This is a genomic window from Streptomyces sp. NPDC093795 (assembly GCF_044764665.1).
GTDB lineage: Bacteria > Actinomycetota > Actinomycetes > Streptomycetales > Streptomycetaceae > Streptomyces.
Genome location: NZ_JBIWIO010000014.1, coordinates 35250 through 60073 on the forward strand (window position 1 = coordinate 35250; position 24824 = coordinate 60073).

Here is a 24824-nt window from a genome sequence, read left to right on the forward strand (position 1 = left end):
GGCGACTGCGATAGAACATCCGCATGTGCCGAACCGCCGCGGAGCGGACCCTCGCCGCCGAGCTTGAGCCGGTCCGGCCCGGGCTCACGGACGCGTACGCCGCGGGGCTTCCCGGCGCCCGGGCGGCCGTGCTGACCCGGCTGTGGCGCGGCCTCGTCCACGAGCCGCTGCCCTGGGTCGCCGCGCGCACGACCGACCGCGAAGGCGTCACCCTCCGCCTGGACGACGGGCGGCGGCTGCGCGGTCCGCTCTCCGATCCGTGGGCGACGGCGGCCTCGGTGACCGGGCTCGACCTGGACGGGGTCCGGTACGACCATCCGGCTGAACTGGTGGCCGCCCTGGCCGTGCCGAGAGGCGGTCGACTGGCCGCCGAACTCGATCACAGCGTCGCGTCGCTGGCCCTCTCGCGCACGGCGCCCCGGCGAGCGGCCCCGCCGGCCCACCCCTGGGAGTGGGAGCAGACGGAGACCGACGGGCATCCGTACCACCCGGGCTGCCGCTCCCGGCCCGGTTTCTCCGCCGCCGAGCAGCTGGCGTACGCACCCGAGCACCGGCCCGTGGTCGACCTGCGGCTGGCCGCGGTGGAGGGCGCGGCGGTGTCGGGGGAGTGGCCCGGAGAGCTGCGCGACGGCACCGCCGTGCTGATCCCCGTCCACCCCTGGCAGGCCGAGCACGTCCTGACCGGCCTGCCGCTGCGACCCGGCCCTTCCGCGCACCCGCTCCTGTCGCTGCGTACGCTCGACATCGGCGGGGACACGCACGTCAAGACGTCGCTGAGCACGCGGCTCACCTCGACCGTGCGGGACATCTCGGCGTACACCGTCACCCACGCCGTGGCGACGTCCGGCTTCGTCGAGCATCTCGTACGCCGACTCGACGGGCGGCTGCGCATCGCGCGGACGCTCGCGGTGGCGGGGGCGGGAAACGCCGACCTGGCGGCGCTCCTGCGCGAGTCACCGCACGTCCACGCGGATACGGCGGCCGGGGAGCGGGTCGTACCGGCCGCCGTCCTTCCCGCGCTCCTCGCGCACCACGCGCCGGACGAACGGCTCGGCCGGGTCGTGGAGTTCGCGCGCCTCGCCCTCGGTGCCTGCCTGGACCTGCTCGACCTCGGCGTGGCTCTGGAGGCGCACGGTCAGAACCTGCTCGCCGTCGTCGACGCCGACGGCCGGACGAAGCGTCTCGTCTACCGGGACCTCGCCGACATCCGCATCAGCCCCGCCCGCCTGGCCCGGCACGGCATCCCGGCCCCGCCGCTGAGCGGCCGACTCCTGAACGACGACCCGGCCGCGCTGCGCCGCAAGGTCCTCGGCAGTCTGGTCACGGGGGCGCTCGGCCCGCTGGCCGGCGACGCGCCGACCCTCGGCGCCGTCCTGGAGGCGGCCACCCGGGACCTCGCCCCCACCCCGGACCTGCACGTCCTGCGGACGGAGCCGCTCCCGGCGAAGGCGCTCACCCTGATGCGACTTGACCCGGACCCGGATGGCGGCGGGGACCTGTGGACGGCACTTCCGCACCCCGCGCCGGCGAGGCGATCGTGAGGACCGGGAGGCGCCCTTCGGTCCCTACGGCGTCGACCGGTTCGACGGTGTGCCCGCCGTCTCTTCGAGGCGGTACAGCGCGGGTACGGAGACCTTGACCGGCTCCTGGGTGGTCCGAGCGATCACGACGACCGCGGGCTCGTTCGGGTCGGGGTTCTCCTCCCGGTGCGGGACGAACGGGGGGACGAGGAAGAAGTCACCCGGGCCGCCGGGGAGCCGTACCTCCTGTGTGCCGTCGTGGAAGACGAACACGGGGTGACCGCTGACCACGTAGATCCCGGCCTCCGAATCGCCGTGGTGGTGGTTGTCCGTGGAGCTCAGCGGCGGGTTCTCCACCAACCCCATCCAGAGCCTCTTCGAGCCGACCGTGCCTCCGCTGATGGCGGCGAATCCGTCAAGATCGCCGGAGCCGACGCGGTGGACGCGGTTGTTGACCGGCGTGCGAGCACCGGAGCCCGGCGCGGGTCCGGAGCCTTCATGGGTCGTCATCGTGTACCTCCCGGTTGCGGTCGCCTTGACCGGACCAGGTTGCAACTCCCGCACCGGGAGGGGCAATTGTTCTTGCCGTTCCGGCAAAGCGGGGATGGCCGGGATTCCGCCGACCACTGCCGCGATCACGGGGCGTGGTGCTCACCCCCGACCGACTCGGCGTGGGCCGTGTGGGGTCGCGTCAGTCGGTACCCCCTCCAGCCGCCGACGGCGTCCGAGCTCGACGTGAGGGCGAGTCCCGCCATCGCGACGGCCTCGCCGATCTCGTCGGGTTCGACGTGGCCGGGCTTGCCGGTCATCGGGGTGAGGATCCAGATCACCCCGTCGTCCGTCGTCGGAGCGATGGCGTCCGTCAGGACATCGGGCAGGTAACCGTCAGCTTCGCGCCACCACAGGACGACCATGTCGGCGATCTCGCCCGCGTCCTCGTCGAGCACCTCGCGTCCCGTCACCTGCCGGATGCCGTCCCGCAGGTCGTCGTGCGCGTCGTTGTCCCAGCCGAGTTCGTACACCACCTGCCCGGCCTTGAAGCCCAACTTCTCCGCGGTGTTCTCCGGCGTCGTCATGACACTCCTCGGTCCGCCCCGCCCATCGCGACCGGCGCGTGGGACTCGGTCGTCGACCACCATGGCGGAGTGCCTGCGGCGCGTCGAGAGTGACTGCGGCCCGCTGTCCTGGGCCACGTACGGGTTTCATGCGCTCGGCGCCTGGCTCTCCGCGTTTTGCGGCAGGGCGTCACAACCGTCTGCCACTCTGGGTGGCGGGACGGTTACCCGCCGCGCGCGACAACGGAGAGGACGGCGCGCGACGCCACCGGCGCCCCCAGGCTCACCACGCCTCTTGATGTGCAGTCGGTCCCCGTCGGGACCCCGGTCGCGGCCGGGGTCGCCTGCTCGGGGAGTGGACGGCGGGGCTCGCTTGACAGTGAAATCGAACATCCATTCTCATGGAAGTCCGGCCCCTGGAATCGCGGGCTCGTCGTCGGCTTGCCGGCGAGTTGTCCACAGGCTGGAGGGGACGTCGGGGCCCATTGTCAGTGGCAGGGGTTAGCGTCTTTCACATGAAGCGATCGACTCAAGCAAACCGGGTGGAACCCATGGCAGGAACCGACCGCGAGAAGGCGCTCGACGCCGCGCTCGCACAGATTGAACGCCAATTCGGCAAGGGCGCCGTGATGCGCATGGGCGACCGCACCATGGAGCCGATCGAGGTGATCTCCACCGGGTCGACCGCGCTCGACATCGCCCTCGGCGTCGGTGGCCTGCCGCGCGGCCGTGTCGTGGAGGTCTACGGACCGGAGTCCTCCGGCAAGACGACCCTGACCCTGCACGCCGTCGCCAACGCCCAGAAGGCCGGCGGCCAGGTGGCCTTCGTGGACGCCGAGCACGCGCTCGACCCCGAGTACGCCAAGAAGCTCGGCGTCGACATCGACAACCTCATCCTGTCCCAGCCGGACAACGGCGAGCAGGCCCTCGAGATCGTCGACATGCTGGTCCGCTCCGGCGCCCTCGACCTGATCGTCATCGACTCCGTCGCCGCGCTCGTCCCGCGTGCGGAGATCGAGGGTGAGATGGGCGACTCGCACGTCGGTCTCCAGGCCCGTCTGATGAGCCAGGCGCTCCGGAAGATCACCAGCGCGCTCAACCAGTCCAAGACCACCGCGATCTTCATCAACCAGCTCCGAGAGAAGATCGGCGTGATGTTCGGCTCGCCGGAGACCACGACCGGTGGCCGCGCCCTGAAGTTCTACGCCTCGGTGCGCCTCGACATCCGTCGTATCGAGACCCTCAAGGACGGCACGGACGCGGTCGGCAACCGCACCCGCGTCAAGGTCGTCAAGAACAAGGTCGCGCCCCCGTTCAAGCAGGCCGAGTTCGACATCCTCTACGGCCAGGGCATCAGCCGCGAGGGCGGTCTGATCGACATGGGCGTGGAGCACGGCTTCGTGCGCAAGGCCGGCGCCTGGTACACGTACGAGGGCGACCAGCTCGGCCAGGGCAAGGAGAACGCCCGTAACTTCCTGAAGGACAACCCCGACCTCGCCGACGAGATCGAGAAGAAGATCAAGGAGAAGCTGGGCGTCGGCGTCCGGCCCGAGGCCGCGAAGACCGAGCCGGCGACGGACGCGGCGCCCGCCGCGGACGCGGCCGGTGCGGACGACGCCGCCAAGAGCGTCCCGGCACCCGCGAGCAAGACCGCGAAGGCGACCAAGGCCACCGCGGTCAAGAGCTGAACCGGTGACCGGTCGCACCGAATGGCCGGGTGACAGCCCCGACTCGTCGAGGGCCGAGAAGGAGCTGTCGCCCCAGGATCCGGCTGAGCGGGCGCGGGCGATCTGTCTGCGCCTGCTCACCGGGACCCCCCGCACGCGCAAGCAGCTCGCCGACGCGCTGCGCAAGCGGGAGATCCCCGACGAGGTGGCGGAGGAGGTCCTCTCCCGCTTCGAGGACGTCGGGCTCATCGACGACGCCGCCTTCGCGGGGGCCTGGGTGGAGTCCCGCCACCACGGCCGGGGCCTCGCCCGCCGGGCCCTCGCCCGCGAGCTGCGGACCAAGGGCGTCGAGCCGACCCTCATCCAGGAGGCGGTTGAGCAGCTCGACTCCGAGCGGGAGGAGGCCACGGCGCGGGAGCTCGTGGCCCGCAAGCTGCGCGCCACCCGCGGTCTCGACCGCGACCGCCGACTGCGCCGGCTCGCCGGGATGCTCGCCCGCAAGGGGTATCCCGAGGGCATGGCCCTCCGCGTCGTCCGCCAGGCGCTGGAGGCCGAGGGCGAGGACACGGACGGGCTGGGCGAGGAGTCCTTCTGACCCCCCTCGGGGGGGAGGGGTCAGGAGGGGTCCGTCGTCCGGTCCGGGGCGGCCGGGGCGGCCGGTTCGGCTCGGGGTGCCCGGCGGGGTCCGGAGTGTCCGGGGCGTCCGGGGTGTCCGGCGCGGCCCGGGTGTCCGACGCGGTCCTGCTCGTCCGGTTCGGCTCCAGGCGTCCGGTTCGATCCTTCCGTCCGTTGCGGTCCTGCCTGCCTGCCTGCCTGCCGGCGCGTCCGTTGGCTCGGGCCGGCGCCGTGTCTCAGTCGCCCGTGGTCGGGGGAAGTACCGGGAGACCCTCGGCCTTCCATGCCTGGAAGCCGCCGATCACGTCGGTCGCCCGGTGAAGACCCAGCCGGCGCAGTGATTCGGCCGCGAGGGAGGAGGCGTAACCCTCGTTGCAGAGGACCACCACCCGCAGCTCGTGGCTGACCGCATCCGGCGCCCGATGGCTGCCCTGGGGGTCGAGCCGCCACTCCAGTTCGTTGCGCTCCACCACCAGCGCGCCCGGGATCAGCCCGTCCCGTTCGCGCAGGGCCGCGTAGCGCGTGTCCACCAGGAGCGCGTCACCCGCCTCGTACGCCTCATGGGCGGCCCGGGCGCCGATCCGGTCGAGGCCCGACCTGACCCGCTCCAACAGCTCGTCGATGCCCACGCGTTCGTCGCTCACTGCCAGTCCTCCGGACGCTCGACCTGCTCAAGACGGAGCACCGCACCCGCCCGGCTGAACCGCCGGATCAGCGGGAGCGGCGGATAGTAGGCGTGCACGGACACCGCGTGGGTGTCCGGGGACTCGTTGAGCACCTCGTGCACATGGTGGGTTCCGAAGGCGCGGCCCCCGCCCTGCCCGAGGCGGCGGGAGCGGTCGAGGCCGTCGGCGAGTTCCAGGGTCTTCCAGCCGCTTGCCGGCAACCGGACGGCGAGCGCGTTCTCGGTCAGCGTGCCGCGCGCGGTGGCGAAGGCGCCCAGGGACTCGGCGTGATCGTGCCAGCCGGTACCGGTGCCGGGCGGCCAGCCGATGAGCCAGGCCTCGCTGCCGCCGGGGCCTTCGAGCCGCACCCAGGTGCGGCCCTCGGGGTCGAGCGGCAGGGAGTCGACCAGTTCCTGGTTCGCCGCCGTACGCCGGACGAAGTCGAGCAGATCGGCGGCCGTCGGCGGGTGGGAGGGAGTCGGAGTGGCGGGAGAAGCCGGGGCGGGCGACGGGGTGGGCGCGGGAGGGCGTGGAGACACGGATGACCGTCCTGAGGTTCGCGGAGAGCGCGCGCGACGGCACCCGGACGTACACGGATACGTACGTGTACGCGTATGTGCGCGAGTACATGTGCTCGTACGCGGACACGTACTCGGACGTGCGGAGACGGATGTGCGTACGTCGGCTGCGAGGCGCGCTGAGGGAAAGGCGAGATCAGCGGGACGGGCGACACACGCAGCCCGCATAGCGGACGAGGTCCATATGGACCCTCCGCCACAGGCGCACATCGGTGTCGGTCACGCTCCGGAGTACACCATGCGCGCCCGCGGGAATCAATGCATGTCCGCCGTGCGGTCACCCTTCGCGGCCGCGGGCACCGAGGCGGGAACCTCGGCTTCCACCCCGGTGCCCGACTCGTCACTCGGCTCGTCGCCCGGGGACTCGTCGTTCACCTCGTCCGTCGCCGTACCGCCGCGGGCCGCGTCCGCCGCCGCGTACAGCTCCTCGGGGCGGACCCCGGAGAAGGCGGCGACGAGGTGCCCGTCGGGCCGTACGAGCAGGACCGCGTGGGCCGGAGCGCCCGGGTACGCCTCGGTCACCAGGATCTCCGCCTTCGCCGGGAGCGCGCGGACCGCCTCGTCGAGCCGGGGCATGATCCCCGCCCCTTGCCAGTGGCGCCGGTCCCACACCCCGGTGCCGGGTGCGACCAGGAGCACCAGGAGGCGGCCCTGGCCGAGCCGGTCCCTGAGCCGTACGGTCGAGCCGTCCGGGGCGGTCACGCGGACGTCCTCGACCGGGGCGCCCACCGGGGTGCCCACGGGGGCCCGGCCCTCGGTGTACGGAGCCGCGAGGGGGGAGTGCGGGTAGGCGGGGGGCGCGCCGAGCGGGCCGCGCCCCACATGGCCGTCGGTCAGCAGGGCGTCGTGGCCGCGCCCCGTGCCGGGGAGGTAGGTCCGCAGCCCTCCGCCGCCGCGCAGGACCGGCAGCGACTGGTCCGCCGCCCGCAGCCGATGGGCGACGGCCGAGCGCCGCTCGCTCTGGTAACTGTCGAGCAGCCGCTCCGGGGCGCCGTGGTGCCAGGTGTGGGCGAGCTTCCAGGCGAGGTTGTCGACGTCCCTGAGCCCCTCGTCGAGGCCCTGGGTGCCGACCGCGCCGAGCAGATGGGCCGCGTCCCCGGCGAGGAGGACCCGGTCGACCCGCCAGCGGCGGGCCAGCCGGTGGTGCAGGGTGTGCACGCCGGTGTCGATGAGTTCGTACGGAGGTGTCACCCCGTCGCACCAGCCGGCCAGGGTCTCGCGGATCCGGGCGACCAGCGCGTCCGGGGTGACGAGGTCGCCGCGGGGCGGCAGCAGCCAGTCGATTCGCCACACCCCGTCGGGCAGCGGGCGGGCGGTGATCTCGTCTGCGGCGCCCCGCCACGGCGGCTGCCGGTGCAGCAGGGCCTCGCCGGGCCAGGGAAGTTCGGTGCGCAGGGCGGCGACGGCGTGCCGTTCCACCGCTGTACGGCCGGGGAAGCGGATCCCGAGGAGCTTGCGTACGGTCGAGCGGGCTCCGTCGCAGCCGACGAGGTGGCTGCCGCGCCACCAGGTGCCCTCCGGCCCCCGGGTGTGGGCGACGACCCCGTCGCGGTCCTGCTCGATGGTGTCGAGCCGGGCCTCGGTGACGACCTTGACGAGCTTCTGGTGGGCGATGGCGTCGCGCAGTCCGCGCGCGAGGGCGTGCTGGGGGATGTGCAGCGGCGCGGCCGGGGCGGAGGGCGAGGCGGGGTCCTCGGACCACTCCTCCGTACCGCCGAGCCCCAGGTCGAGTTCGAGGTGTCGCACCTGCTGGCGGCGGCGCATACCGCGCCAGCCGACCCAGCGGACACCCTCGTCACGGAGGGTGGTGCAGCCGAGCCGCTCGACCATGGCGGCCATGTCGGCGCGCAGGACGACGCTCCGGGCGGGGCGCGGCTCGTCCTTGCCGGAGCCCTCGTCGAGGACGACGCTGGGCACGCCCTGCGCGGCGAGCGCGAGGGAGAGCGCGAGACCTACCGGCCCCGCGCCCACGATGATCACCGGGTCCACGGCGCGGCTCCTGAAGGCCGTACGGTCATGGGGGCAGCACAGCTGAGTGTGGCACGAGCCCGGTGCTTGATCACAGACCGTATGCAACCCACTGAGGGTGCTTGCGTCAAGCGACGGGGTGGGCGCGGTGCGGCCGACCTGAAGTCGGTACCGCTCCGGCCCACCCCTGCTGTCCCACGGACCCCGGGAGGGGTCAGGCGCCGCTGACGGCGTCGCTCTTCACGTCGGTGGGTCCGCCCTGTGCCGGGATGGCCACCGCGGCGGACTTCTTGCCCTGGCGGAGGCGCATCTCCAGACGGGCGGCGAGCCAGGTGACGATCGCGTTGACGGCGATGAAGATCAGCGCGATGACGGTGAAGGTGGCGATGGTGTTGGCGCCGTAGTTGGCCGTGATCTGCCGGTTCTGGCTGAGCAGCTCCGGGAACCCGAGCAGCGCGCCGCCGAGTGCGGTGTCCTTGACGATCACGACGAGCTGGCTGACCAGGGCGGGGAGCATGACGGTGACGGCCTGCGGGAGCAGGACGTACATCATGGTCTGGCCCTTGCGCATACCGAGCGCCTCGGCCGCGTCGCCCTGGCCGCGCGGCAGCGAGAGGACACCGGCCCGGACGATCTCGGCGATCACCGAGGCGTTGTAGAGCACCAGGCCGGTGACGACCGCGTACAGCGGGCGGAAGTCGGAGCTGACGGTCGTGAACTCGCGGTACAGGGCGGCCGCGAACATCATCAGGAGCAGCACCGGGATGGCGCGGAAGAACTCCACGACCGCGCCCACGGGGACCCGCACCCAGCGGTGGTCGGAGAGTCGGCCGATGCCGAGGAGGGCTCCGAGGGGCAGCGCGATCAGGATGGACAGCGCGGCGGCCTTGAGGGTCTCCGTCAGACCGGGCAGCAGGTAGGTCGTCCAGACCCGGGCGTCGGTGACGAACGGACTCCACTTGTCCGCGGCCAGCTGGTTCTTGTCGTTGAGGGCCACGAGGACCCACCACGCCACCAGAGCGAGGACCGCGAGGAAGCCGATCGTGAAGAGGACGTTGCGCCGCTTGGCGCGCGGTCCCGGGGTGTCGTACAGGACGGAACTCATCGCTTCACCGCCAGTCGCTTGGCCGCCCAGCCGAGGAACAGGCCGGTGGGGAGGGTGAGAACGATGAACCCGAAGGCGAAGACGGCGAAGACGGCGAAGAGCGCGTCGGCCTCGTTCTCGATCATCGCCTTCATCAGGACAGCCGCCTCCGCGGCGCCGATGGCAGCCGCCACGGTGGTGTTCTTCGTGAGGGCGATGAGGACGTTGGCGAGCGGGGTCACCGCCGCGCGGAACGCCTGCGGGAGGACGATCAGGGTCAGGACCTGGACGAAGTTCAGGCCCAGCGCACGGGCGGCCTCGGCCTGACCGGGCGGCACGGTGTTGATGCCCGAGCGCAGCGCCTCGCAGACGAAGGTGCCGGTGTACGCGATGAGTCCGAGGACCGCGAGCCGGAAGCCGATGTCCTCGAAGCTGCCGCCGCCCAGCTTGATGCCGAGGGTCTGGTTGAGGCCGAAGGAGCAGGCCACGATGACGACGGTCAGTGGCGTGTTCCGGACGAGGTTCACGTATGTGGTGCCGAAGCCCCGCATGAGGGGTACCGGGCTGACTCGCATGGCGGCGAGGGCGGTGCCCCAGATCAGGGAGCCGATCGCCGAGTAGAGCGCGAGCTTCGCCGTCACCCAGAAGGCGCCGAGCAGGTCGTACTGCCCGGAATCAAGAAAGTCGAACACGATGCCCCGCGCTCTCCCCTGGTGGTCGGTCGGTGTGGAGGCCGGTGCGTGGGCAGCGGCCGGTGCCGGTGCGACGGCCGCCGCCGAGCGGGGCGGCCGTCACGGACCGGGTGGGACGGGTCAGCCGGCGATCTTCGGCGCGGGGTCGTTCTTGTAGCCCGACGGGCCGAAGTGCTGCTTGACGAGCTTGTCCCAGCTGCCGTCGGAGACCATCTTCTCCAGGGCCTTGTTGATCTTGCCCTTGAGCTCGGCGTCGCCCTTCTTGAGGCCGATGCCGTAGTTCTCGTCGCTCATGGAGAGGCCGGCGAGCTTGAACTTGCCCTGGTGCTCCTTCTGCGCGGCGTAGCCCGCGAGGATGGAGGCGTCCGTGGTCAGGGCGTCGACGGCCTTGTTCTCCAGGCCGGTCAGGCACTCGGAGTAGCCGCCGAGCTGCTGGAGGTCGGCCTTGGGGGCCAGCTTGTCCTTGACGTTCTGCGCGGAGGTCGAGCCCGTGACCGAGCAGAGCTTCTTGGAGTTGAGGTCCTCGACCTTGGTGATCGAGCTGTCGTCGGCGCGCACCAGCAGGTCCTGGTGGGTCACGAAGTACGGGCCGGCGAAGTCGACCTCCTTGAGGCGCTTCTCGCTGATCGAGTAGCTGGCGACGACGAACTTGACGTCACCGTTCTTGATCAGGTTCTCGCGCTCGGAGCTCGGCGCCTGCTTCCAGTTGATCTTGTCCTCGGCGAAGCCGAGCTCCTTGGCGACGTAACGGGCGACGTCCACGTCGAAGCCGGCGTACTTGCCGTCCGGGGTCTTGAGACCCAGGCCCGGCTGGTCGAACTTGATGCCGATGTTGATCTTGTCACCGTTGCTGCCCGAGTCGGAGCCGCCGCCACAGGCGGTGGCGGTCAGGGCGAGGACGACGGCGGCCGCGGCGGCGGCAGGGGTGCGGCGAAGCTTCATCGAGGAATGTCCCTTGGTCTAGAAGTGAGTTGGGAAGAATAGGCCCGAACTCGCTCAGTGGTGAAGGATCTTGGAGAGGAAGTCCTTGGCCCGGTCACTGCGCGGGTTGCTGAAGAACTCCTCGGGCGTCGCCTGTTCGACGATGCGACCGTCCGCCATGAAGACGACCCGGTTGGCCGCGGAGCGCGCGAAGCCCATCTCGTGGGTGACGACCACCATCGTCATGCCGTCCCGGGCCAGCTGCTGCATGACCTCCAAGACCTCGTTGATCATCTCGGGGTCGAGCGCGGAGGTCGGCTCGTCGAAGAGCATGACCTTCGGGTCCATGGCGAGCGCGCGGGCGATCGCCACGCGCTGCTGCTGACCGCCGGAGAGCTGAGCCGGGTACTTGTCCGCCTGGGTGCCGACCCCGACCCGGTCGAGCAGGGCACGGGCCTTGGTCTCGGCGGCCTTCTTCTCCGTCTTGCGGACCTTGATCTGCCCCAGCATCACGTTCTCGAGCACCGTCTTGTGCGCGAAGAGGTTGAACGACTGGAACACCATGCCGACGTCCGACCGCAGCCGGGCCAGCTCCTTGCCCTCCGCGGGCAGCGGCTTGCCGTCGATGGTGATGGAGCCGGAGTCGGTGCTCTCCAGCCGGTTGATCGTGCGGCACAGCGTCGACTTGCCGGACCCGGACGGTCCGATGACGACCACGACCTCGCCGCGGCTGATCGTCAGATCGATGTCCTGGAGGACATGCAGTGCGCCGAAGTGCTTGTTCACGCCGGACAGTACGACCAGGTCGTCCGCGGCGCGCGGGGTGTCCTCGGGCCCTCCGGGCACTGGCTGGGACACAGACTCTCCGCTCATCGGGCTCTTGCTCCGTCCTCGTCGGTTGGGGAGGACACTAGAGACCCACTGTGATGACCGTCATCACATCTGAGCGGAAATTGAGGATAACGATCGGGCCTCAACCGGACACACTGTGTGCACGGGGCGCCCCGGGCCGTACCGGCTGCATAACGGAAACGCGGGCGTCACAGGGGGACACTTGACTGAGACCCCGAAGATCGGCGTTCATGCCCTGGTACCACCTGGTACACAGACTCGTACACAGAGAGCCGCTACCGGCGCGTACAGCCGCAGCCGGCACATCACCACGGAGGAGGTACGTATGCGACTGCTGCTCGTCGAGGACGACGACCACGTCGCCGCCGCCCTCTCCGCGATCCTCGCCAAGCACGGCTTCACGGTCACCCACGCCCGCAACGGCGAGGAGGCGCTCCAGGCCGTCCTGCCCACCGCCCAGGGCGAGCGCCCCTCCTACGGGGTGATCCTGCTCGACCTCGGCCTCCCCGACCAGGACGGCTACCAGGTCTGCGGCCGCATCAGGAAGCTCACCACCACCCCGGTGATCATGGTGACCGCGCGCGGCGACGTACGCTCCCGGATCCACGGGCTCAACCTCGGCGCCGACGACTACGTCGTCAAGCCCTACGACCCCGGCGAGCTCCTCGCCCGCATCCACGCCGTCAGCCGTCGCAACTCCGGCACCGAGGACACGGCGGGCACCGGCACGCCCGCCGAGGGAACCCAGCTGCGGCTCGGCTCCGTCACCATCGAGCTGCCCACCCGCCGGGTCAGCGTCGACGGCGAGAGCGTCCCCCTCACCCGCAAGGAGTTCGACCTGCTTGCCCTCCTCGCCCAGCGCCCCGGAGTCGTCTTCCGCCGCGAACAGATCATCAGCGAGGTCTGGCGCACCAGTTGGGAGGGGACCGGCCGCACCCTGGAGGTGCACGTCGCCTCCCTGCGCTCCAAGCTGCGGATGCCCGCCCTGATCGAGACCGTGCGGGGCGTCGGCTACCGCCTGGTCGCCCCCTCCGCGTAACCGCCGGACGGCCCCTCCCGTGCGCACCCGCCTCCTCCCGCTGCTCATCATCCTGATGGCCGGCGTCCTGCTCGCCCTCGGCTTCCCGCTCGCCGCCAGCCTCGCCGCCTCCGAACAGCAGCGGGTCGTCGTCGACCGCCTCGACGACGCCGCGCGCTTCGCCGCGCTCGCCCAGTTCGTCAGCGAGACCGACCCGGGCACCGACGAGCGGCGCACCACCCTCGGCGGCGAACTCGCCAGCTACCACGACGTGTACGGCATCCGCGCCGGGATCTTCTACCGCAACAACCGCGCCATGGCCGCCGCACCCGAGGACTGGGTCGTCCCGTACGAGGGTGAGGGCCGCCGCGCCTTCCGCGAGGCGCTCCTCGGGCGCCGCAGCCACGACCCGCCCCAGGTATGGCCCTGGCAGCCGCACGCACGGCTCACCATCGCCTCCCCGGTCGTCCGGGACGGGGACGTCGTCGCCGTCGTCGTCACCGACTCGCCCACCGGGCAGCTCCGGTCCCGCATCCTGCGCGGCTGGCTGCTGATCTTCGCGGGCGAGTCCGCCGCCATGCTGCTCGCCGTCGGCGCCGCCTTCCGGCTCACCGGCTGGGTCCTCCGGCCCGTCCGCGTCCTCGACTCCGTCACCCATGACATCGCCACCGGGCGCATGAACTCACGGGTCGCCGCGACCGGCGGACCGCCCGAACTGCGGCGGCTCGCGCTCTCCTTCAACGAGATGGCCGACAACGTCGAGGAGGCGCTCGAACAGCAGCGGGCGTTCGTCGCCGACGCCTCCCACCAGCTGCGCAACCCGCTGGCCGCGCTGCTCCTGCGGATCGAGCTGCTCGCCATGGAACTCCCCGAGGGCAACGAGGAGATCGCCTCCGTACGGACCGAGGGCAAGCGCCTCTCGCAGGTCCTCGACGATCTCCTCGACCTGGCGCTCGCCGAGCACGCGGCCGCCGAGCTGCACCTCGTCGATGTCGGCGCGCTCACCGCCGAGCGGGTCGTGTCCTGGCGGCCGGTCGCCGAGGACAAGGGCGTCCTGCTCACCGGGGAGTGCGGGGCGGTCACGGCCTGGGCCGATCCGGTGGCCCTGTCCAGCGCGCTGGACGCGGTGATCGACAACGCGCTGAAGTTCACCCCGGCGGGGGAGGAGGTCGGCGTCACGGTCGCGGTGTCCCCGGGCGGGGCGACCGTCTCCGTCGTCGTCGCCGACCAGGGGCCCGGCCTGACGCAGGACGAGCTGGCCCGCGTGGGCGACCGCTTCTGGCGCTCCGGGCGGCATCAGAACGTCAAGGGGTCGGGGCTCGGCCTGTCCATCACGCGTGTCCTGCTGACGGCGGGCGGCGGCAGCCTGACGTTCGCCCCGAACGAGCCGCACGGGCTGCGGGTGACGGTCACCGTGCCGCGGCACGCGCCGCTGGACACGGGGGAGCGGGACTTCGGCGAGCGGTAGGAAGCGGGAGGAGAGGCGCGGCTCTGTGGCTCTACGGTTTCACCGAGTGGTTACGGTTTCACCCCGTGGTTACGGTTTCACCGAGCGGTAGTAGCGCCGGGCGCCCTCGTGGAGGGTGAGCGGTTCGGTGTAGACCGCGGTCCGCAGGTCCACCAGCTGGGCCGGGTGGACCTTGCTGCCGATCCGGTCCCGGCTCCTGATCACCGTACGCGTGAAGCCCTCCACCAGGTCCGTGTCGGCCTCCACGGTGGTGACCAGGAGGTTCGCCACGGCGAGGGTGTCGATCGGCTGGCCGTCCTGCGCCTTGGCGTACGCGTCGGCGGGGATCCTCGCCGACCGGTAGTGGCGGGTCGAGTCGCCGACGTCGTGGAGCCGGTCGACCAGGGCCGTGTCCAGCGGGAGCAGCCGGATCTCGTAGCGCTCGGACAGTTCCTGCACCGCCTGCGTGGGCAGTCCGCCCGACCAGAAGAACGCGTCGAGGCCGCCCCGCTCCAGGAGCCCGGGCATGGTGTCGATGCCCGCCGACACCGCCTTGACGTCGCGTACGGGGGTGAGGCCCGCCGCCGCGAGGACCCGGTCCGCTATCAGCCGCACACCGGAGCCGTCCTGGCCGACGCCGACGCGGAGACCCCGGAGGTCCTGCACCTTCTGGAGCGACGAACCCTTGCGCACCACGAGCTGCACATAGTCGTCGTAGAGGCGCGCGCAGCCGCGCAGCCGCTCGAAGCCGGGCCTGCGCTCGCGCTGGTACTGGGCCACCGCGTCGGCCGTCGCGACGGTGAAGTCGGCTTCGCCCGAGGCGACCCGGGCCAGGTTCTGCTGGGAGCCCTCGCTGTCCTTCAGCGTTATCGAGACCTCGGGAAGGTCCTGGGCGAGGGCCTGCTTGAGCAGCTTCCCGTACCGCTCGTAGACGCCGGTGGGGACGCCCGTACTGAACGTGACCGACCCACTCGGTACGGGCGAGCCGAACGGCATCAGCCACCACACCAGCATCCCGCACACCGCGAGCAGCGCGGCTGCGGCCGTCAGGACACGGCGGCGGGCGGCACGGGACAGGGAGGCGAACATGCGGCGATCCTGCCAGGTCCCCGCCGCCCCTGGCCAGGCCGGTACGGACCCGGGCGGAGGCCCTCCCCCGACCGCCTACCCTTGGACGCATGACGAGCAGCAGCGACCGGAGCACCGCAGTGAGCGTTGACGGCACGAAGACCTATGAGATCCGCACCTACGGGTGCCAGATGAACGTCCACGACTCCGAGCGGCTCTCCGGTCTGCTGGAAGAGGCGGGTTACGTCAAGGCCCCGAAGGGCTCCGACGGAGACGCCGACGTCGTCGTCTTCAACACCTGCGCGGTCCGCGAGAACGCCGACAACAAGCTGTACGGCAACCTCGGCCGGCTCGCCCCGATGAAGACCACGCGCCCCGGCATGCAGATCGCCGTCGGCGGCTGCCTCGCCCAGAAGGACCGGGACACCATCGTCACGAAGGCCCCCTGGGTCGACGTCGTCTTCGGCACGCACAACATCGGCAAGCTGCCGGTCCTCCTGGAGCGCGCCCGCGTCCAGGAGGAGGCCCAGATCGAGATCGCCGAATCCCTGGAGGCCTTCCCCTCCACGCTGCCCACCCGCCGCGAGTCCGCGTACGCCGCCTGGGTCTCGATCTCCGTCGGCTGCAACAACACCTGCACCTTCTGTATCGTCCCGGCCCTGCGCGGCAAGGAGGAGGACCGCCGTCCCGGCGACATCCTCGCCGAGATCGAGGCACTGGTCGCCGAGGGCGTCTCCGAGATCACCCTGCTCGGCCAGAACGTCAACGCGTACGGTTCGGACCTCGGCGACCGCGAGGCGTTCTCCAAGCTGCTGCGCGCCTGCGGGCAGATCGACGGCCTGGAGCGGGTCCGCTTCACCTCCCCGCACCCCCGCGACTTCACCGACGACGTGATCGCGGCGATGGCCGAGACGCCGAACGTCATGCCGCAGCTGCACATGCCGCTCCAGTCCGGCTCGGACTCGATCCTCCGGGCGATGCGGCGCTCGTACCGGCAGGAGCGTTTCCTCGGGATCATCGAGAAGGTGCGCGCGTCCATCCCGCACGCCGCCATCTCCACCGACATCATCGTGGGCTTCCCCGGCGAGACCGAGGAGGACTTCGAGCAGACGATGCACACCGTCCGCGAGGCCCGCTTCGCGAACGCCTTCACGTTCCAGTACTCCAAGCGCCCCGGGACCCCGGCGGCCGACATGGAGGACCAGATCCCCAAGGCGGTCGTGCAGGAGCGCTACATGCGGCTCGTCGCCCTCCAGGAGGAGATCTCCTGGGAGGAGAACAAGAAGCAGGTCGGCCGCACCCTCGAGGTCATGGTCGCCGAGGGCGAGGGCCGCAAGGACGGCGCCACGGACCGCCTCTCGGGCCGCGCCCCCGACAACCGGCTCGTCCACTTCACCAAGCCGGACGAGGGCGTCCGCCCCGGCGACGTGGTGACCGTCGACATCACGTACGCCGCCCCGCACCACCTGCTCGCCGAGGGTCCGGTCGCGTCGGTACGCCGTACCCGCGCGGGTGACGCCTGGGAGAAGCGCACCGCCGAGCCGGCCGCGAAGCCGGCGGGCGTGCTCCTCGGCCTGCCGAAGATCGGCGTCCCGGCCCCACTCCCGGCAGCCGAGACCCCGGCCTGCGGAAGCCACTGAGCCGGGGACGCCGGGTGGCGGCCCGCGCGCCGTCGGACGCCGGAGCCGTTTAGTACCGGTTCCGTCGGACGCCCGGCATTGTCGGACGCCGGTTCCGTCGTACGCCGGCGCCGCCGGGTGCTGTCGGACACCGGTTCCGTAGGACAGCGGCACCACCGAGCACAGGCCCGGTGGGACACCGGTCCGGTCGGGCACCGGTCCGGTCGGGCACCGGTCCGGTCGGGCACCGGTCCGGTCGGGCACCGGTCCGGTCGGACATCGGTCCCCTCGAACACCGGCTCCGTCGCGCACCGGCTCCGTCCGCACGGCGCAGTAGGCTGCGGATCATGCTTGTCGCCGCCGCCGTCTGCCCTTGCCCGCCGCTCCTCGTGCCCGAGGTCGCGACCGGCGCCGCCCCCGAGCTGGACGCCGCGCGAGCGGCCTGCGCGGACGCCGTCGGGCTGCTGGCCGCGGCCCGCCCCGACCGGCTGTACGTCGTCGGCCCCGCCCCCGAGGGCGCCCACGGCGTCTTCCCGGCCGGTTCGGCGGGCACCTTCGCCGGACTGGGCGTCGACCTCGCCGTGCGGCTCGGCGGAGCTGACGGGGCCGCGGCCGGTGACACGCCCGCCGACGACCGGCCCCTCCCCTCCTCCCTCGCCGTCGGAGCCTGGCTCCTCGGCCGGGCCGGATGGGCCGACGCGCCGATCGAGGGTCTCGGCGTCGACGAGGGCGCCACGCCCGGCGTCTGCTCCGGGGTCGGCCGCGGGCTCGCCGACTCCGCCGGCCGGGTCGCCCTCCTGGTGATGGGGGACGGCAGCGCCTGCCGGACCGTCAAGGCCCCCGGCTACCTCGACGAGCGTGCGGCCGGCTTCGACGCGGAGGCCGCCCGCGCTCTCGGCACGGCTGACGTGGCCGCGCTGCTCGCCCTGGACCCGGAGCTCGCGTACGAGCTGAAGGCGGCAGGCCGCGCCCCCTGGCAGGTCCTCGCGGGCGCCGCGGAGGGGGCGGGGCTCGACGGTCGGCTGCTCTTCGAGGACGCCCCGTACGGGGTGGGGTACTTCGTGGCGGCCTGGTCCTGAACCGCGGCGTAACGACTGCCAGCCGCGAGAACGGCGAACGGCGGACGGCCGCGGAGCGAGATGCTCCGCGGCCGTCCGCCGTGCGGAGGGACTGTCGGGTGAGGCCGGACGTCAGAAGGTCGGCGGCGGCGGAGTCGTACCACCGGTTCCGGACGTACCGCCGGTGCCGGGCGTACCACCGGTTCCGGTCGTACCGCCGCTCCCAGGACCGCCGCTCCCGGGCGTACCGCCGGTTCCGGGACCACCGCTCCCCGGCGTGGCGTCGTTCCCCGGGGTGCCACCGGTTCCCGGCGTGCCGTCGTCCTTGTGACCGATCCGGTCCAGCGCTTCCTTGGCCTTGCCCGTGCCGGACTGGATCTTGTCGCTGTACTTGCCCTTGGTCTTCTCGTCGACCAGTTTCGCCGCCTTGTCCAGGCCGTGGTCGATCTTCTCCCCGTGCTGCTGCGCGAGGTCGGCGACCTTGTCCTTGGCCGGGCTGAGCTTGGCCTTCAGCGAATCCAGGAGACCCATGGGGCACCTTCCCTCCGCGGACCCTCGGGGGCCCGTGTTGCGTGTCCTGCCCCCAGGACCCCGGGGGCCTAGCGACGAGCGCCTTCGCCCGCCTCGTTGTCCGCGGCGGCCTCGGCCGACTGCTGCTTCGGGATCTCCACGGCCTCCGCGGCGACCGCTCCGGCCACCGCCTCCTCCGCGTCGACGCCGTCCGCGTCTTCCGCACCGTCCGCGCTCTCGACGGCGTTCGCGACCTCGACCGCGCTGTCCGTCTCCACCGGCCCGGTCACGGCCGCGGCCTCCGGAGCGTCTGTCCCGGACTCCGCGTCGCCGTCCTCCGCCGGAGCGACGGCCCCGGCTTCCTCCGACTCCGGAGAGACCGCTGCCACATCCTTCTTCTTACGGCGAAACACTGCAAAAACGCCCATATTCACTCCATAGCGTACTCGGATGGGAGGGGTTCCGTGGCGATCGGCGGCGGGAACCTCGCAACAGGCAACGAAGCCGGATGGGGCCCGTCACGTAGCTCATTCGGGGACGGGCCGGGAGGTTTGCGAGACTGGGGCGGTGAAAAGCGCAGCTCCCGCCCCGCGGGTCATCGCCGTCGTCGGCCCCACAGCGGCCGGAAAGTCCGATCTGGGTGTATTCCTGGCCCAGCAGCTCGGGGGCGAGGTCGTCAACGCAGACTCGATGCAGCTCTACCGGGGGATGGACATCGGGACCGCCAAACTGACGCCCGAGGAACGCGGCGGCATCCCGCACCACCTCCTCGACATCTGGGACGTGACCGAGGCCGCCAGCGTCGCCGAGTACCAGCGGCTCGCCCGCGCCGAGATCGACCGGCTGCTCGCAGCCGGCCGCACCCCCGTCCTCGTCGGCGGTTCCGGGCTGTACGTACGCGGGGCCGTCGACGCCCTGGAGTTCCCCGGCACCGACCCCACCGTCCGGGCCCGCCTCGAAGCCGAGCTCGACGAGCGCGGCTCCGGCGTCCTGCACGCCCGGCTAGCCGACTCCGACCCCGAGGCGGCGCGCGCGATCCTGCCGAGCAACGGGCGCCGCATCGTCCGCGCCCTCGAGGTGATCGAGATCACCGGCAAGCCCTTCACCGCCAACCTGCCGGGGCCTGACTCCGTCTACGACACGGTTCAGATCGGCGTCGACGTGGCCCGTCCCGAGCTGGACGAGCGCATCGCCACGCGCGTGGACCGGATGTGGGAGGCCGGCCTCGTCGACGAGGTGCGCGCCCTGGAGGCGCGGGGGTTGCGCGAGGGGCGTACGGCGGCCCGCGCACTCGGTTACCAGCAGGTACTCGCGGCGCTCGCGGGGGAGTGCACCGAGGACGAGGCGCGCGCGGAGACCGTGCGCGCGACGAAGCGCTTCGCCCGTCGGCAGGACTCGTGGTTCCGCCGCGACCCGCGTGTCCACTGGCTCAGCGGGGCCGTCGATCACCGGGGGGAACTCCCGGGAGAGGCGCTGTCGTTGGTCGAACGAGCGGTTACAGCCTGATCACGTGATGGCATCGGGACGCCCTGCCCGGCATTCCGGCGGTCAGGAGCGTGCCATCATCGAGCATCGATCGACCAAGTGGAGTTCCGAGTGGGGAGGGCGCGTGGCGATGGAGGCCGGCCCTCGCGACAGAGAACAGCACGAAGCGGCTCTCGGGGACCCGTTGGGTGACTCGACGGGTGACACGCCGGGTCGTCGTCCGGCGGACGACGATCTTCCGGTCAGCCTCCCCGTCAGTCTGCCGACCGGCCTCCCGGTCGGCGCCCCGGGGCTGACCCCGGACGGCCCGGACGACATGGCGGGCACCGCCGTAGAGGTGGACGCCGACGAGGTCGAGGTCGAGCTTCGTCCGCAGCGCCGGCTGCGGATCTGGCAGCTCGCCCCGATCGTGGGTCTGGCCGCCGTCGGCTCGCTGATGTTCGCCTTCCCGCTCGCCTTCGGTTCGGGGGACGGCGGCGCCGTCCTCGCCATGCTCGGGCTGCTGATCAGCTCGTGCGCGGCGGGCTGGGGCATGATGGCCGCCCGCAAGGTCGGCTACACCTGGCCGGGGCTCCCGCAGCGCGGTTCGGGCGAGCGGCCGAACTGGCGGTACCTCGCCCTGTACGTGTCGACGATCGCGGCCCTGGTCGCCCTCGCGGTCTGGCGCGTCGCCCGCCTGCGCTGAGCGCGGGACCGCGACTGTCGCCCCGGTCAGCGCGGGCGTCTCATGCGGGCCGCCCTGTGGACGACCGGGCCGCCTGTCGGAGCCACGCCGTACAGTTGATCTCGTGACCAGCACGCAGACCTCGCCGCTCCCCTTCCTCAAGGGCCACGGCACCGAGAACGACTTCGTGATCGTCCCCGACGCGGAGAACGCCGTCGACCTGCCCCCCGCGGTCGTCGCGCGGCTCTGCGACCGGCGGGCCGGCATCGGCGGCGACGGGCTGCTGCACGTCGTGCGCAGCGCCGCCCACCCCGAGGCGCGGCAGATGGCCGAAGAGGCCGAGTGGTTCATGGACTACCGGAACGCCGACGGGTCGGTCGCCGAGATGTGCGGGAACGGGGTCCGGGTCTTCGCCCGTTACCTGGAGCACGCCGGGCACGTCACCACGGGCGAGGTGGCCGTGGCCACCCGCGGCGGGGTCAAGCGCGTCCACCTGGACAAGGACGGCTCCGTCACCGTCGCCATGGGCCGCGCGGTCCTCCCCGAGGCCGGGGTCACCGTGACCGTCGACGGCCGCAGCTGGCCCGCGCGGAACGTGAACATGGGCAATCCGCACGCGGTCGCCTTCGTCGAGGACCTCGACCACGCCGGCAGCCTGATCACGGAGCCGCCGTACGAGCCCGCCGCGGTCTACCCGGACGGGGTGAACATCGAGTTCGTCGCCGACCGCGGTCCCCGTCACGTGGCCATGCGGGTCCACGAGCGCGGCGCGGCCGAGACGCGCTCCTGCGGCACGGGCGCGTGCGCCGTGGCCGTCGCCACCGCCCGCCGGGACGGCGCCGACCCGGCGGAGAGCGGTACCCCCGCGACGTACACCGTCGACGTGCTCGGCGGGACCCTGGTGATCACCGAGCACCCCGACGGCCGGATCGACATGACAGGACCCGCCGTGATCGTCGCCGAGGGCACGGTGGACCCGGCCTGGCTCGGCTAGGCGACCAGATCGCCGGATTCGAAGGAAGCGACGAAATCGAAACAGTCAACGACTGATTTGTCGCTCGAATGGGTGATCCGATTCACGCTGAGCGAGAGGGCGACTGCGCCGCGTGGTGGGGTCGGTAGCATCAAGCACCGGCCCCCAGGGCACGCCTGGCCCGCCCACCGCCGGTCGACGTTGCCGGAGGTGCCCCATGAGCGCAGAGGCCACCAACCCTGTGAGCGCGGCGGAAGCCGCCGTCACCGATGCGACCGTCCGCAGACGCGGACGCGCCAGGATCGACCTCCGCCGGCTCGGCCGCGCCGCCCTGCTCGGCGCCACCGCCGGACCGGCGCCCCGTGACCGGCTGCCCGATGCCATCAGCCATGTCGCCGAGGCGCACCGCGCCCACCACCCCGAGGCCGACCTCACGGTGCTGCGCCGGGCGTACGTCCTCGCCGAGTCCTCGCACCGGGGCCAGTTCCGCAAGAGCGGCGAGCCGTACATCACCCATCCGCTGGCGGTGACCCTGATCCTCGCCGAACTCGGCGCGGAGACGACCACCTTGACCGCCTCTCTCCTCCACGACACGGTCGAGGACACCGAGGTGACGCTCGATCAGGTGCACCGGGAGTTCGGCGACGAGGTCGCCTACCTCGTCGACGGCGTCACCAAGGTGGAGAAGATCGACTACGGCGCCGCCGCGGAACCCGAGACCTTCCGCAAGATGCTGGTCGCCACCGGTAACGACGTCCGGGTGATGTCGATCAAGCTGGCCGACCGGCTCCACAACATGCGCACCCTCGGGGTGATGCGGCCGGAGAAACAGGCCAGGATCGCCAAGGTCACCCGTGACGTCCTCATCCCGCTGGCCGAACGGCTCGGGGTCCAGGCGCTCAAGACCGAGCTGGAGGATCTCGTCTTCGCCATCCTCCACCCCGAGGAGTACGAGACCACCCGCGCGCTCATCGCGGGCAACCCGCACGCCGGTGACGCATTGGGCGCCGTCGCGGAACAGGTGTCCGCGGTCCTGCGCGAGGCGGGCATCGGTGCCGAAGTCGTCGTCCGCCCACGGCACTTCGTCTCCGTCCACCGGGTCCGCCTCAAGCGGGGCGAGCTGCGCGGCTGCGACTTCGGACGGCTTCTCGTCCTGGTCGCGGAGGACGCGGACTGTTACGCGGTCCTCGGCGAGCTCCACACGTGCTTCACCCCGGTGATCTCCGAGTTCAAGGACTTCATCGCGGCCCCCAAGTTCAACCTCTACCAGTCCCTGCACACCGCGATCGCCGCCCCGGACGGCGCCGTCGCCGAGGTCCTCATCCGGACCCACCGGATGCACAAGGTCGCGGAGGCGGGAGTCGTCGCCCTGGGCAATCCGCACGTCGGCCAGGAGGCCACCGGGCAGCCGTCGGGCACGGCGGACGGGGGCACCACGACCCGGCCGGGCGCCCTGGGCTCCGGCGGCCCCGCCCCCGACACCGAGCCGGGAAGCTCGACCCGCACGAGCGGCACGAGCCGTGCCGGCACCTCGGACCGACGCGGCACGACGGTCCAGCCCGGAACGTTCGACCGTCCCGGCCCGGCGGACGGCTCCGGCCCGCCCAGCCGCCCCGGAACCCCTGCCCGGCAAGTCACCGGCGCCCGTCAGGCCGGGCCGTCCGACGCGCCGGGCACGATGCGTCAGCCCGATACGGCCGACGGTTCAGGCATGGTCGACCGGCTGGGTGCCGCCGACTTGGCCGGGACGTCCGACGAGTCCGGCGCGACGCGCCGGCCCGCCCCTGCCGACGGTTCCGGTACGGCCGAGCGGCCGGGTGACTTGGCCGGGACGTCCGACAAGTCCGGCGCGACGCGTCAGCCCGCCCCCGCCGACGGTCCCGGCGCCGCCGGCCGGCCGGGCGTCGACGGTCTGGCCGGCACGTCCGATGCGCCCGGCGCGAACCGTCAGCCCGGCCCAGCCGACGGTTCAGCCGCCGCCGACCTCCCCGATACGACCCGTCGGCTCGGGACCTCCGATCAGCCTGGCGCGACGCGCCAGGCAGGCACGGCCGACGGCCCTGGCACCGCCGACCGGTCGGGCGCCGCCCGTCAGGCCGGAACCTCAGACCAGTCCGGCGCGACGCGCCACCCCACCCCCGCCGACCGTCCCGGCACCCCCGGCCACCCCGGCACCCCTGGGCACCCCGGCACCCCCGGCCACCCCGACCACCCCGGCCCCACATCCCACCCCGGCACCACCCCCCGCCCCGCGGCCGCCCCTCAGCCCGACGTCGCCCCTCCGCCGCACTCCACCGCGCAGCGGTGCGAGGACCCCGACCGGTCGGTCGAGGACGGTGAGCGCGTCGACCCCACCCGCCCCGGCTGGCTCTCCCGGCTTCTCGACTGGCAGCAGGCGGCCCCCGACCCCGACACGTTCTGGACCTCGCTCCGCGCCGACCTCGCCGAGGACGACGAGATCACCGTCTTCCGGGCCGACGGCAGCGCCCCCGGAACGATCAGCCTGCCGGCCGGAGCCAGCTGCGTGGACGCCGCCTACGCGCAGCACGGCGAGGCCGCCCACGCCTGCCTCGGTGCCCGAGTCAACGGGCGCCTCGCGCCGCTGAGCACCGTCCTCGGAGACGGTGACACCGTCCAGTTGCTGCTCGCCCAGGACGCCGTGTCCGGGCCGTCCCCGGAGTGGCTGGACCACGCGCGTACCCCCGCCGCCCGGATCGCGATCACCCGCTGGCTCCAGGCGCACCCGGAGAACACCGCGCCCCCTGCCCCCGCCACCGGCCCCCGCCCGCCCGCCGACCTCACCGCCGACCGCCGCGACGGCGCGGAGCTCCACGCCGACCTGGAGGGGGAGCCCCGCGCGACCGTCCGCCCCGCGGGCTGCTGCACCCCCGTACCGCCGGACGAGATCACCGGCTTCCGGGTGCGCGGAGGGTCGGTCACCGTCCACCGCGCGGGCTGCGGGGCCGTCGACACCATGCGCAGGCTGGGCCGCGACCCCGTCGCCGTCCGCTGGGGCGACACGGCGCAGGGCAAGGTCACCCTGGTAGCGGAGTCCTTCGGCCGGCCCGGCCTCCTCGCCGACCTGACCGAGGCCATCGCCGTCGCCGGGGCCGCCGTCGTCTCCGCGACCGTCGAGCCGCCCAGCGAGCAGCGGGTCCGCCACACGTACACCCTCCACCTGCCCGATGTGGCCCGGCTCGCCGCCCTGATGCGGGCGATGCGGGACGTACCAGGGGTGTACGACGTGACCCGCGCCCGCCATCGCCCGTCCCCGCAACGACGCCGGACCTGACCGCCGTACCAGCGCCCCGCGCACGCGCCGGTGCCCGACCCGACCCGCGTCCCATCCCCCCCATCCCCCGGGC

Annotated in this window: 24 protein-coding genes; 11 read left to right on the plus strand and 13 right to left on the minus strand. The window is 72.5% G+C overall.

Going from position 1 to position 24824, the window contains the following annotated elements:
- Nucleotides 1–23 precede the first annotated feature (23 nt).
- Complete coding sequence (locus ACIRB7_RS30800) at nucleotides 24–1541, plus strand: IucA/IucC family protein (RefSeq protein WP_403605160.1); 1518 nt, start codon at nucleotides 24–26, stop codon at nucleotides 1539–1541.
- Nucleotides 1542–1565: 24 nt separating this feature from the next.
- Here the strand turns inward: ACIRB7_RS30800 and ACIRB7_RS30805 are convergent, their stop codons facing one another.
- A complete protein-coding gene (locus tag ACIRB7_RS30805; RefSeq protein WP_403605163.1) occupies nucleotides 1566–2030 on the minus strand; it encodes a cupin domain-containing protein in 465 nt (154 codons plus the stop codon).
- A gap of 125 nt (nucleotides 2031–2155) precedes the next feature.
- Nucleotides 2156–2596, minus strand: coding sequence for a DUF3052 domain-containing protein (locus ACIRB7_RS30810; RefSeq protein WP_403605166.1), 441 nt, complete (start codon nucleotides 2594–2596; stop codon nucleotides 2156–2158).
- 530 nt (nucleotides 2597–3126) lie between these two features.
- On the opposite strand from ACIRB7_RS30810, the gene recA reads away from it, so the two are divergent.
- Nucleotides 3127–4263, plus strand: coding sequence for a recombinase RecA (recA, locus tag ACIRB7_RS30815; protein ID WP_403605169.1), 1137 nt, complete (start codon nucleotides 3127–3129; stop codon nucleotides 4261–4263).
- Nucleotides 4181–4837 carry a recombination regulator RecX gene (gene recX / locus ACIRB7_RS30820; protein WP_403605172.1) on the plus strand — a complete coding sequence of 219 codons (657 nt, stop codon included), beginning with the start codon at nucleotides 4181–4183 and terminating at the stop codon, nucleotides 4835–4837. Before recA ends, recX begins: the two co-directional genes overlap by 83 nt.
- 256 nt (nucleotides 4838–5093) lie before the next feature.
- Here the strand turns inward: recX and ACIRB7_RS30825 are convergent, their stop codons facing one another.
- The 8 genes from ACIRB7_RS30825 to ACIRB7_RS30860 form a co-directional block, all read right to left on the minus strand.
- Nucleotides 5094–5501: a rhodanese-like domain-containing protein gene (locus tag ACIRB7_RS30825; RefSeq protein WP_403605175.1), complete on the minus strand. Its 408-nt coding sequence runs from the start codon at nucleotides 5499–5501 to the stop codon at nucleotides 5094–5096.
- A complete protein-coding gene (locus ACIRB7_RS30830; RefSeq protein ID WP_403605178.1) occupies nucleotides 5498–6061 on the minus strand; it encodes a cysteine dioxygenase in 564 nt (187 codons plus the stop codon). The genes ACIRB7_RS30825 and ACIRB7_RS30830 overlap by 4 nt, the downstream gene beginning before the upstream one ends.
- 175 nt (nucleotides 6062–6236) lie before the next feature.
- A complete protein-coding gene (locus ACIRB7_RS30835) occupies nucleotides 6237–6323 on the minus strand; it encodes a putative leader peptide (RefSeq protein WP_341874680.1) in 87 nt (28 codons plus the stop codon).
- Between the two features lie 32 nt (nucleotides 6324–6355).
- Nucleotides 6356–8089, minus strand: coding sequence for an FAD-dependent monooxygenase (locus ACIRB7_RS30840; RefSeq protein ID WP_403605181.1), 1734 nt, complete (start codon nucleotides 8087–8089; stop codon nucleotides 6356–6358).
- 193 nt (nucleotides 8090–8282) lie between these two features.
- Nucleotides 8283–9173, minus strand: coding sequence for an amino acid ABC transporter permease (locus tag ACIRB7_RS30845; RefSeq protein ID WP_403605184.1), 891 nt, complete (start codon nucleotides 9171–9173; stop codon nucleotides 8283–8285).
- Nucleotides 9170–9844: an amino acid ABC transporter permease gene (locus ACIRB7_RS30850; RefSeq protein ID WP_403605187.1), complete on the minus strand. Its 675-nt coding sequence runs from the start codon at nucleotides 9842–9844 to the stop codon at nucleotides 9170–9172. Before ACIRB7_RS30850 ends, ACIRB7_RS30845 begins: the two co-directional genes overlap by 4 nt.
- A gap of 120 nt (nucleotides 9845–9964) precedes the next feature.
- Complete coding sequence (locus tag ACIRB7_RS30855) at nucleotides 9965–10786, minus strand: glutamate ABC transporter substrate-binding protein (protein ID WP_403605190.1); 822 nt, start codon at nucleotides 10784–10786, stop codon at nucleotides 9965–9967.
- Between the two features lie 54 nt (nucleotides 10787–10840).
- A complete protein-coding gene (locus ACIRB7_RS30860) occupies nucleotides 10841–11638 on the minus strand; it encodes an amino acid ABC transporter ATP-binding protein (protein WP_403605193.1) in 798 nt (265 codons plus the stop codon).
- Between the two features lie 304 nt (nucleotides 11639–11942).
- Here ACIRB7_RS30860 and ACIRB7_RS30865 point away from each other — a divergent pair, with 304 nt between their 5' ends.
- Together ACIRB7_RS30865 and ACIRB7_RS30870 are read left to right on the plus strand one after the other, a co-directional pair.
- Nucleotides 11943–12656: a response regulator transcription factor gene (locus tag ACIRB7_RS30865; protein ID WP_403605196.1), complete on the plus strand. Its 714-nt coding sequence runs from the start codon at nucleotides 11943–11945 to the stop codon at nucleotides 12654–12656.
- 19 nt (nucleotides 12657–12675) lie between these two features.
- Complete coding sequence (locus ACIRB7_RS30870; RefSeq protein WP_403605199.1) at nucleotides 12676–14103, plus strand: ATP-binding protein; 1428 nt, start codon at nucleotides 12676–12678, stop codon at nucleotides 14101–14103.
- A gap of 69 nt (nucleotides 14104–14172) precedes the next feature.
- On the opposite strand, the gene ACIRB7_RS30875 is transcribed toward ACIRB7_RS30870, so the two are convergent.
- The gene (locus ACIRB7_RS30875) at nucleotides 14173–15171 is read right to left on the minus strand and encodes a TAXI family TRAP transporter solute-binding subunit (RefSeq protein WP_403605202.1); all 999 of its coding nucleotides are present in this window, start codon (nucleotides 15169–15171) and stop codon (nucleotides 14173–14175) included.
- A gap of 89 nt (nucleotides 15172–15260) precedes the next feature.
- On the opposite strand from ACIRB7_RS30875, the gene miaB reads away from it, so the two are divergent.
- Together miaB and ACIRB7_RS30885 are read left to right on the plus strand one after the other, a co-directional pair.
- The gene (gene miaB / locus ACIRB7_RS30880) at nucleotides 15261–16790 is read left to right on the plus strand and encodes a tRNA (N6-isopentenyl adenosine(37)-C2)-methylthiotransferase MiaB (RefSeq protein ID WP_403605205.1); all 1530 of its coding nucleotides are present in this window, start codon (nucleotides 15261–15263) and stop codon (nucleotides 16788–16790) included.
- A 326-nt stretch (nucleotides 16791–17116) separates the two neighbouring features.
- Nucleotides 17117–17848 (plus strand): class III extradiol dioxygenase subunit B-like domain-containing protein, encoded by a 732-nt coding sequence (locus tag ACIRB7_RS30885; RefSeq protein ID WP_403605207.1) that lies wholly within the window; start codon nucleotides 17117–17119, stop codon nucleotides 17846–17848.
- A gap of 111 nt (nucleotides 17849–17959) precedes the next feature.
- Here ACIRB7_RS30885 and ACIRB7_RS30890 read toward each other — a convergent pair whose 3' ends face one another.
- Both ACIRB7_RS30890 and ACIRB7_RS30895 read right to left on the minus strand, forming a co-directional pair.
- On the minus strand, nucleotides 17960–18358 hold the full coding sequence (locus ACIRB7_RS30890) for an antitoxin (RefSeq protein WP_403605210.1): 399 nt from the start codon (nucleotides 18356–18358) through the stop codon (nucleotides 17960–17962).
- Nucleotides 18359–18426: 68 nt separating this feature from the next.
- Complete coding sequence (locus ACIRB7_RS30895) at nucleotides 18427–18726, minus strand: hypothetical protein (RefSeq protein ID WP_403605213.1); 300 nt, start codon at nucleotides 18724–18726, stop codon at nucleotides 18427–18429.
- Nucleotides 18727–18904: 178 nt separating this feature from the next.
- Here ACIRB7_RS30895 and miaA point away from each other — a divergent pair, with 178 nt between their 5' ends.
- From miaA to ACIRB7_RS30915, 4 genes are all read left to right on the plus strand, one after another.
- The gene (gene miaA, locus ACIRB7_RS30900; RefSeq protein ID WP_403605216.1) at nucleotides 18905–19843 is read left to right on the plus strand and encodes a tRNA (adenosine(37)-N6)-dimethylallyltransferase MiaA; all 939 of its coding nucleotides are present in this window, start codon (nucleotides 18905–18907) and stop codon (nucleotides 19841–19843) included.
- Nucleotides 19844–19952: 109 nt separating this feature from the next.
- On the plus strand, nucleotides 19953–20507 hold the full coding sequence (locus ACIRB7_RS30905; RefSeq protein WP_403605490.1) for a hypothetical protein: 555 nt from the start codon (nucleotides 19953–19955) through the stop codon (nucleotides 20505–20507).
- 103 nt (nucleotides 20508–20610) lie between these two features.
- Complete coding sequence (gene dapF, locus ACIRB7_RS30910; RefSeq protein WP_403605219.1) at nucleotides 20611–21480, plus strand: diaminopimelate epimerase; 870 nt, start codon at nucleotides 20611–20613, stop codon at nucleotides 21478–21480.
- Nucleotides 21481–21676: 196 nt separating this feature from the next.
- A complete protein-coding gene (locus ACIRB7_RS30915; RefSeq protein ID WP_403605222.1) occupies nucleotides 21677–24751 on the plus strand; it encodes an HD domain-containing protein in 3075 nt (1024 codons plus the stop codon).
- The last annotated feature ends 73 nt before the right edge of the window (nucleotides 24752–24824 follow it).

Coding starts and splice junctions, on each gene's coding strand:
- ACIRB7_RS30860 (WP_403605193.1), bottom strand. CDS start 11,638: ATGAGCGGAGAGTCTGTGTCCCAGCCAGTGCCCGGAGGGCCCGAGGAC.
- ACIRB7_RS30845 (WP_403605184.1), bottom strand. CDS start 9,173: ATGAGTTCCGTCCTGTACGACACCCCGGGACCGCGCGCCAAGCGGCGC.
- ACIRB7_RS30890 (WP_403605210.1), bottom strand. CDS start 18,358: ATGGGTCTCCTGGATTCGCTGAAGGCCAAGCTCAGCCCGGCCAAGGAC.
- ACIRB7_RS30855 (WP_403605190.1), bottom strand. CDS start 10,786: ATGAAGCTTCGCCGCACCCCTGCCGCCGCCGCGGCCGCCGTCGTCCTC.
- ACIRB7_RS30865 (WP_403605196.1), top strand. CDS start 11,943: ATGCGACTGCTGCTCGTCGAGGACGACGACCACGTCGCCGCCGCCCTC.
- ACIRB7_RS30905 (WP_403605490.1), top strand. CDS start 19,953: ATGGAGGCCGGCCCTCGCGACAGAGAACAGCACGAAGCGGCTCTCGGG.
- ACIRB7_RS30885 (WP_403605207.1), top strand. CDS start 17,117: ATGCTTGTCGCCGCCGCCGTCTGCCCTTGCCCGCCGCTCCTCGTGCCC.
- miaB (WP_403605205.1), top strand. CDS start 15,261: ATGACGAGCAGCAGCGACCGGAGCACCGCAGTGAGCGTTGACGGCACG.
- ACIRB7_RS30915 (WP_403605222.1), top strand. CDS start 21,677: ATGAGCGCAGAGGCCACCAACCCTGTGAGCGCGGCGGAAGCCGCCGTC.
- ACIRB7_RS30800 (WP_403605160.1), top strand. CDS start 24: ATGTGCCGAACCGCCGCGGAGCGGACCCTCGCCGCCGAGCTTGAGCCG.
- ACIRB7_RS30875 (WP_403605202.1), bottom strand. CDS start 15,171: ATGTTCGCCTCCCTGTCCCGTGCCGCCCGCCGCCGTGTCCTGACGGCC.
- ACIRB7_RS30805 (WP_403605163.1), bottom strand. CDS start 2,030: ATGACGACCCATGAAGGCTCCGGACCCGCGCCGGGCTCCGGTGCTCGC.
- recA (WP_403605169.1), top strand. CDS start 3,127: ATGGCAGGAACCGACCGCGAGAAGGCGCTCGACGCCGCGCTCGCACAG.
- ACIRB7_RS30810 (WP_403605166.1), bottom strand. CDS start 2,596: ATGACGACGCCGGAGAACACCGCGGAGAAGTTGGGCTTCAAGGCCGGG.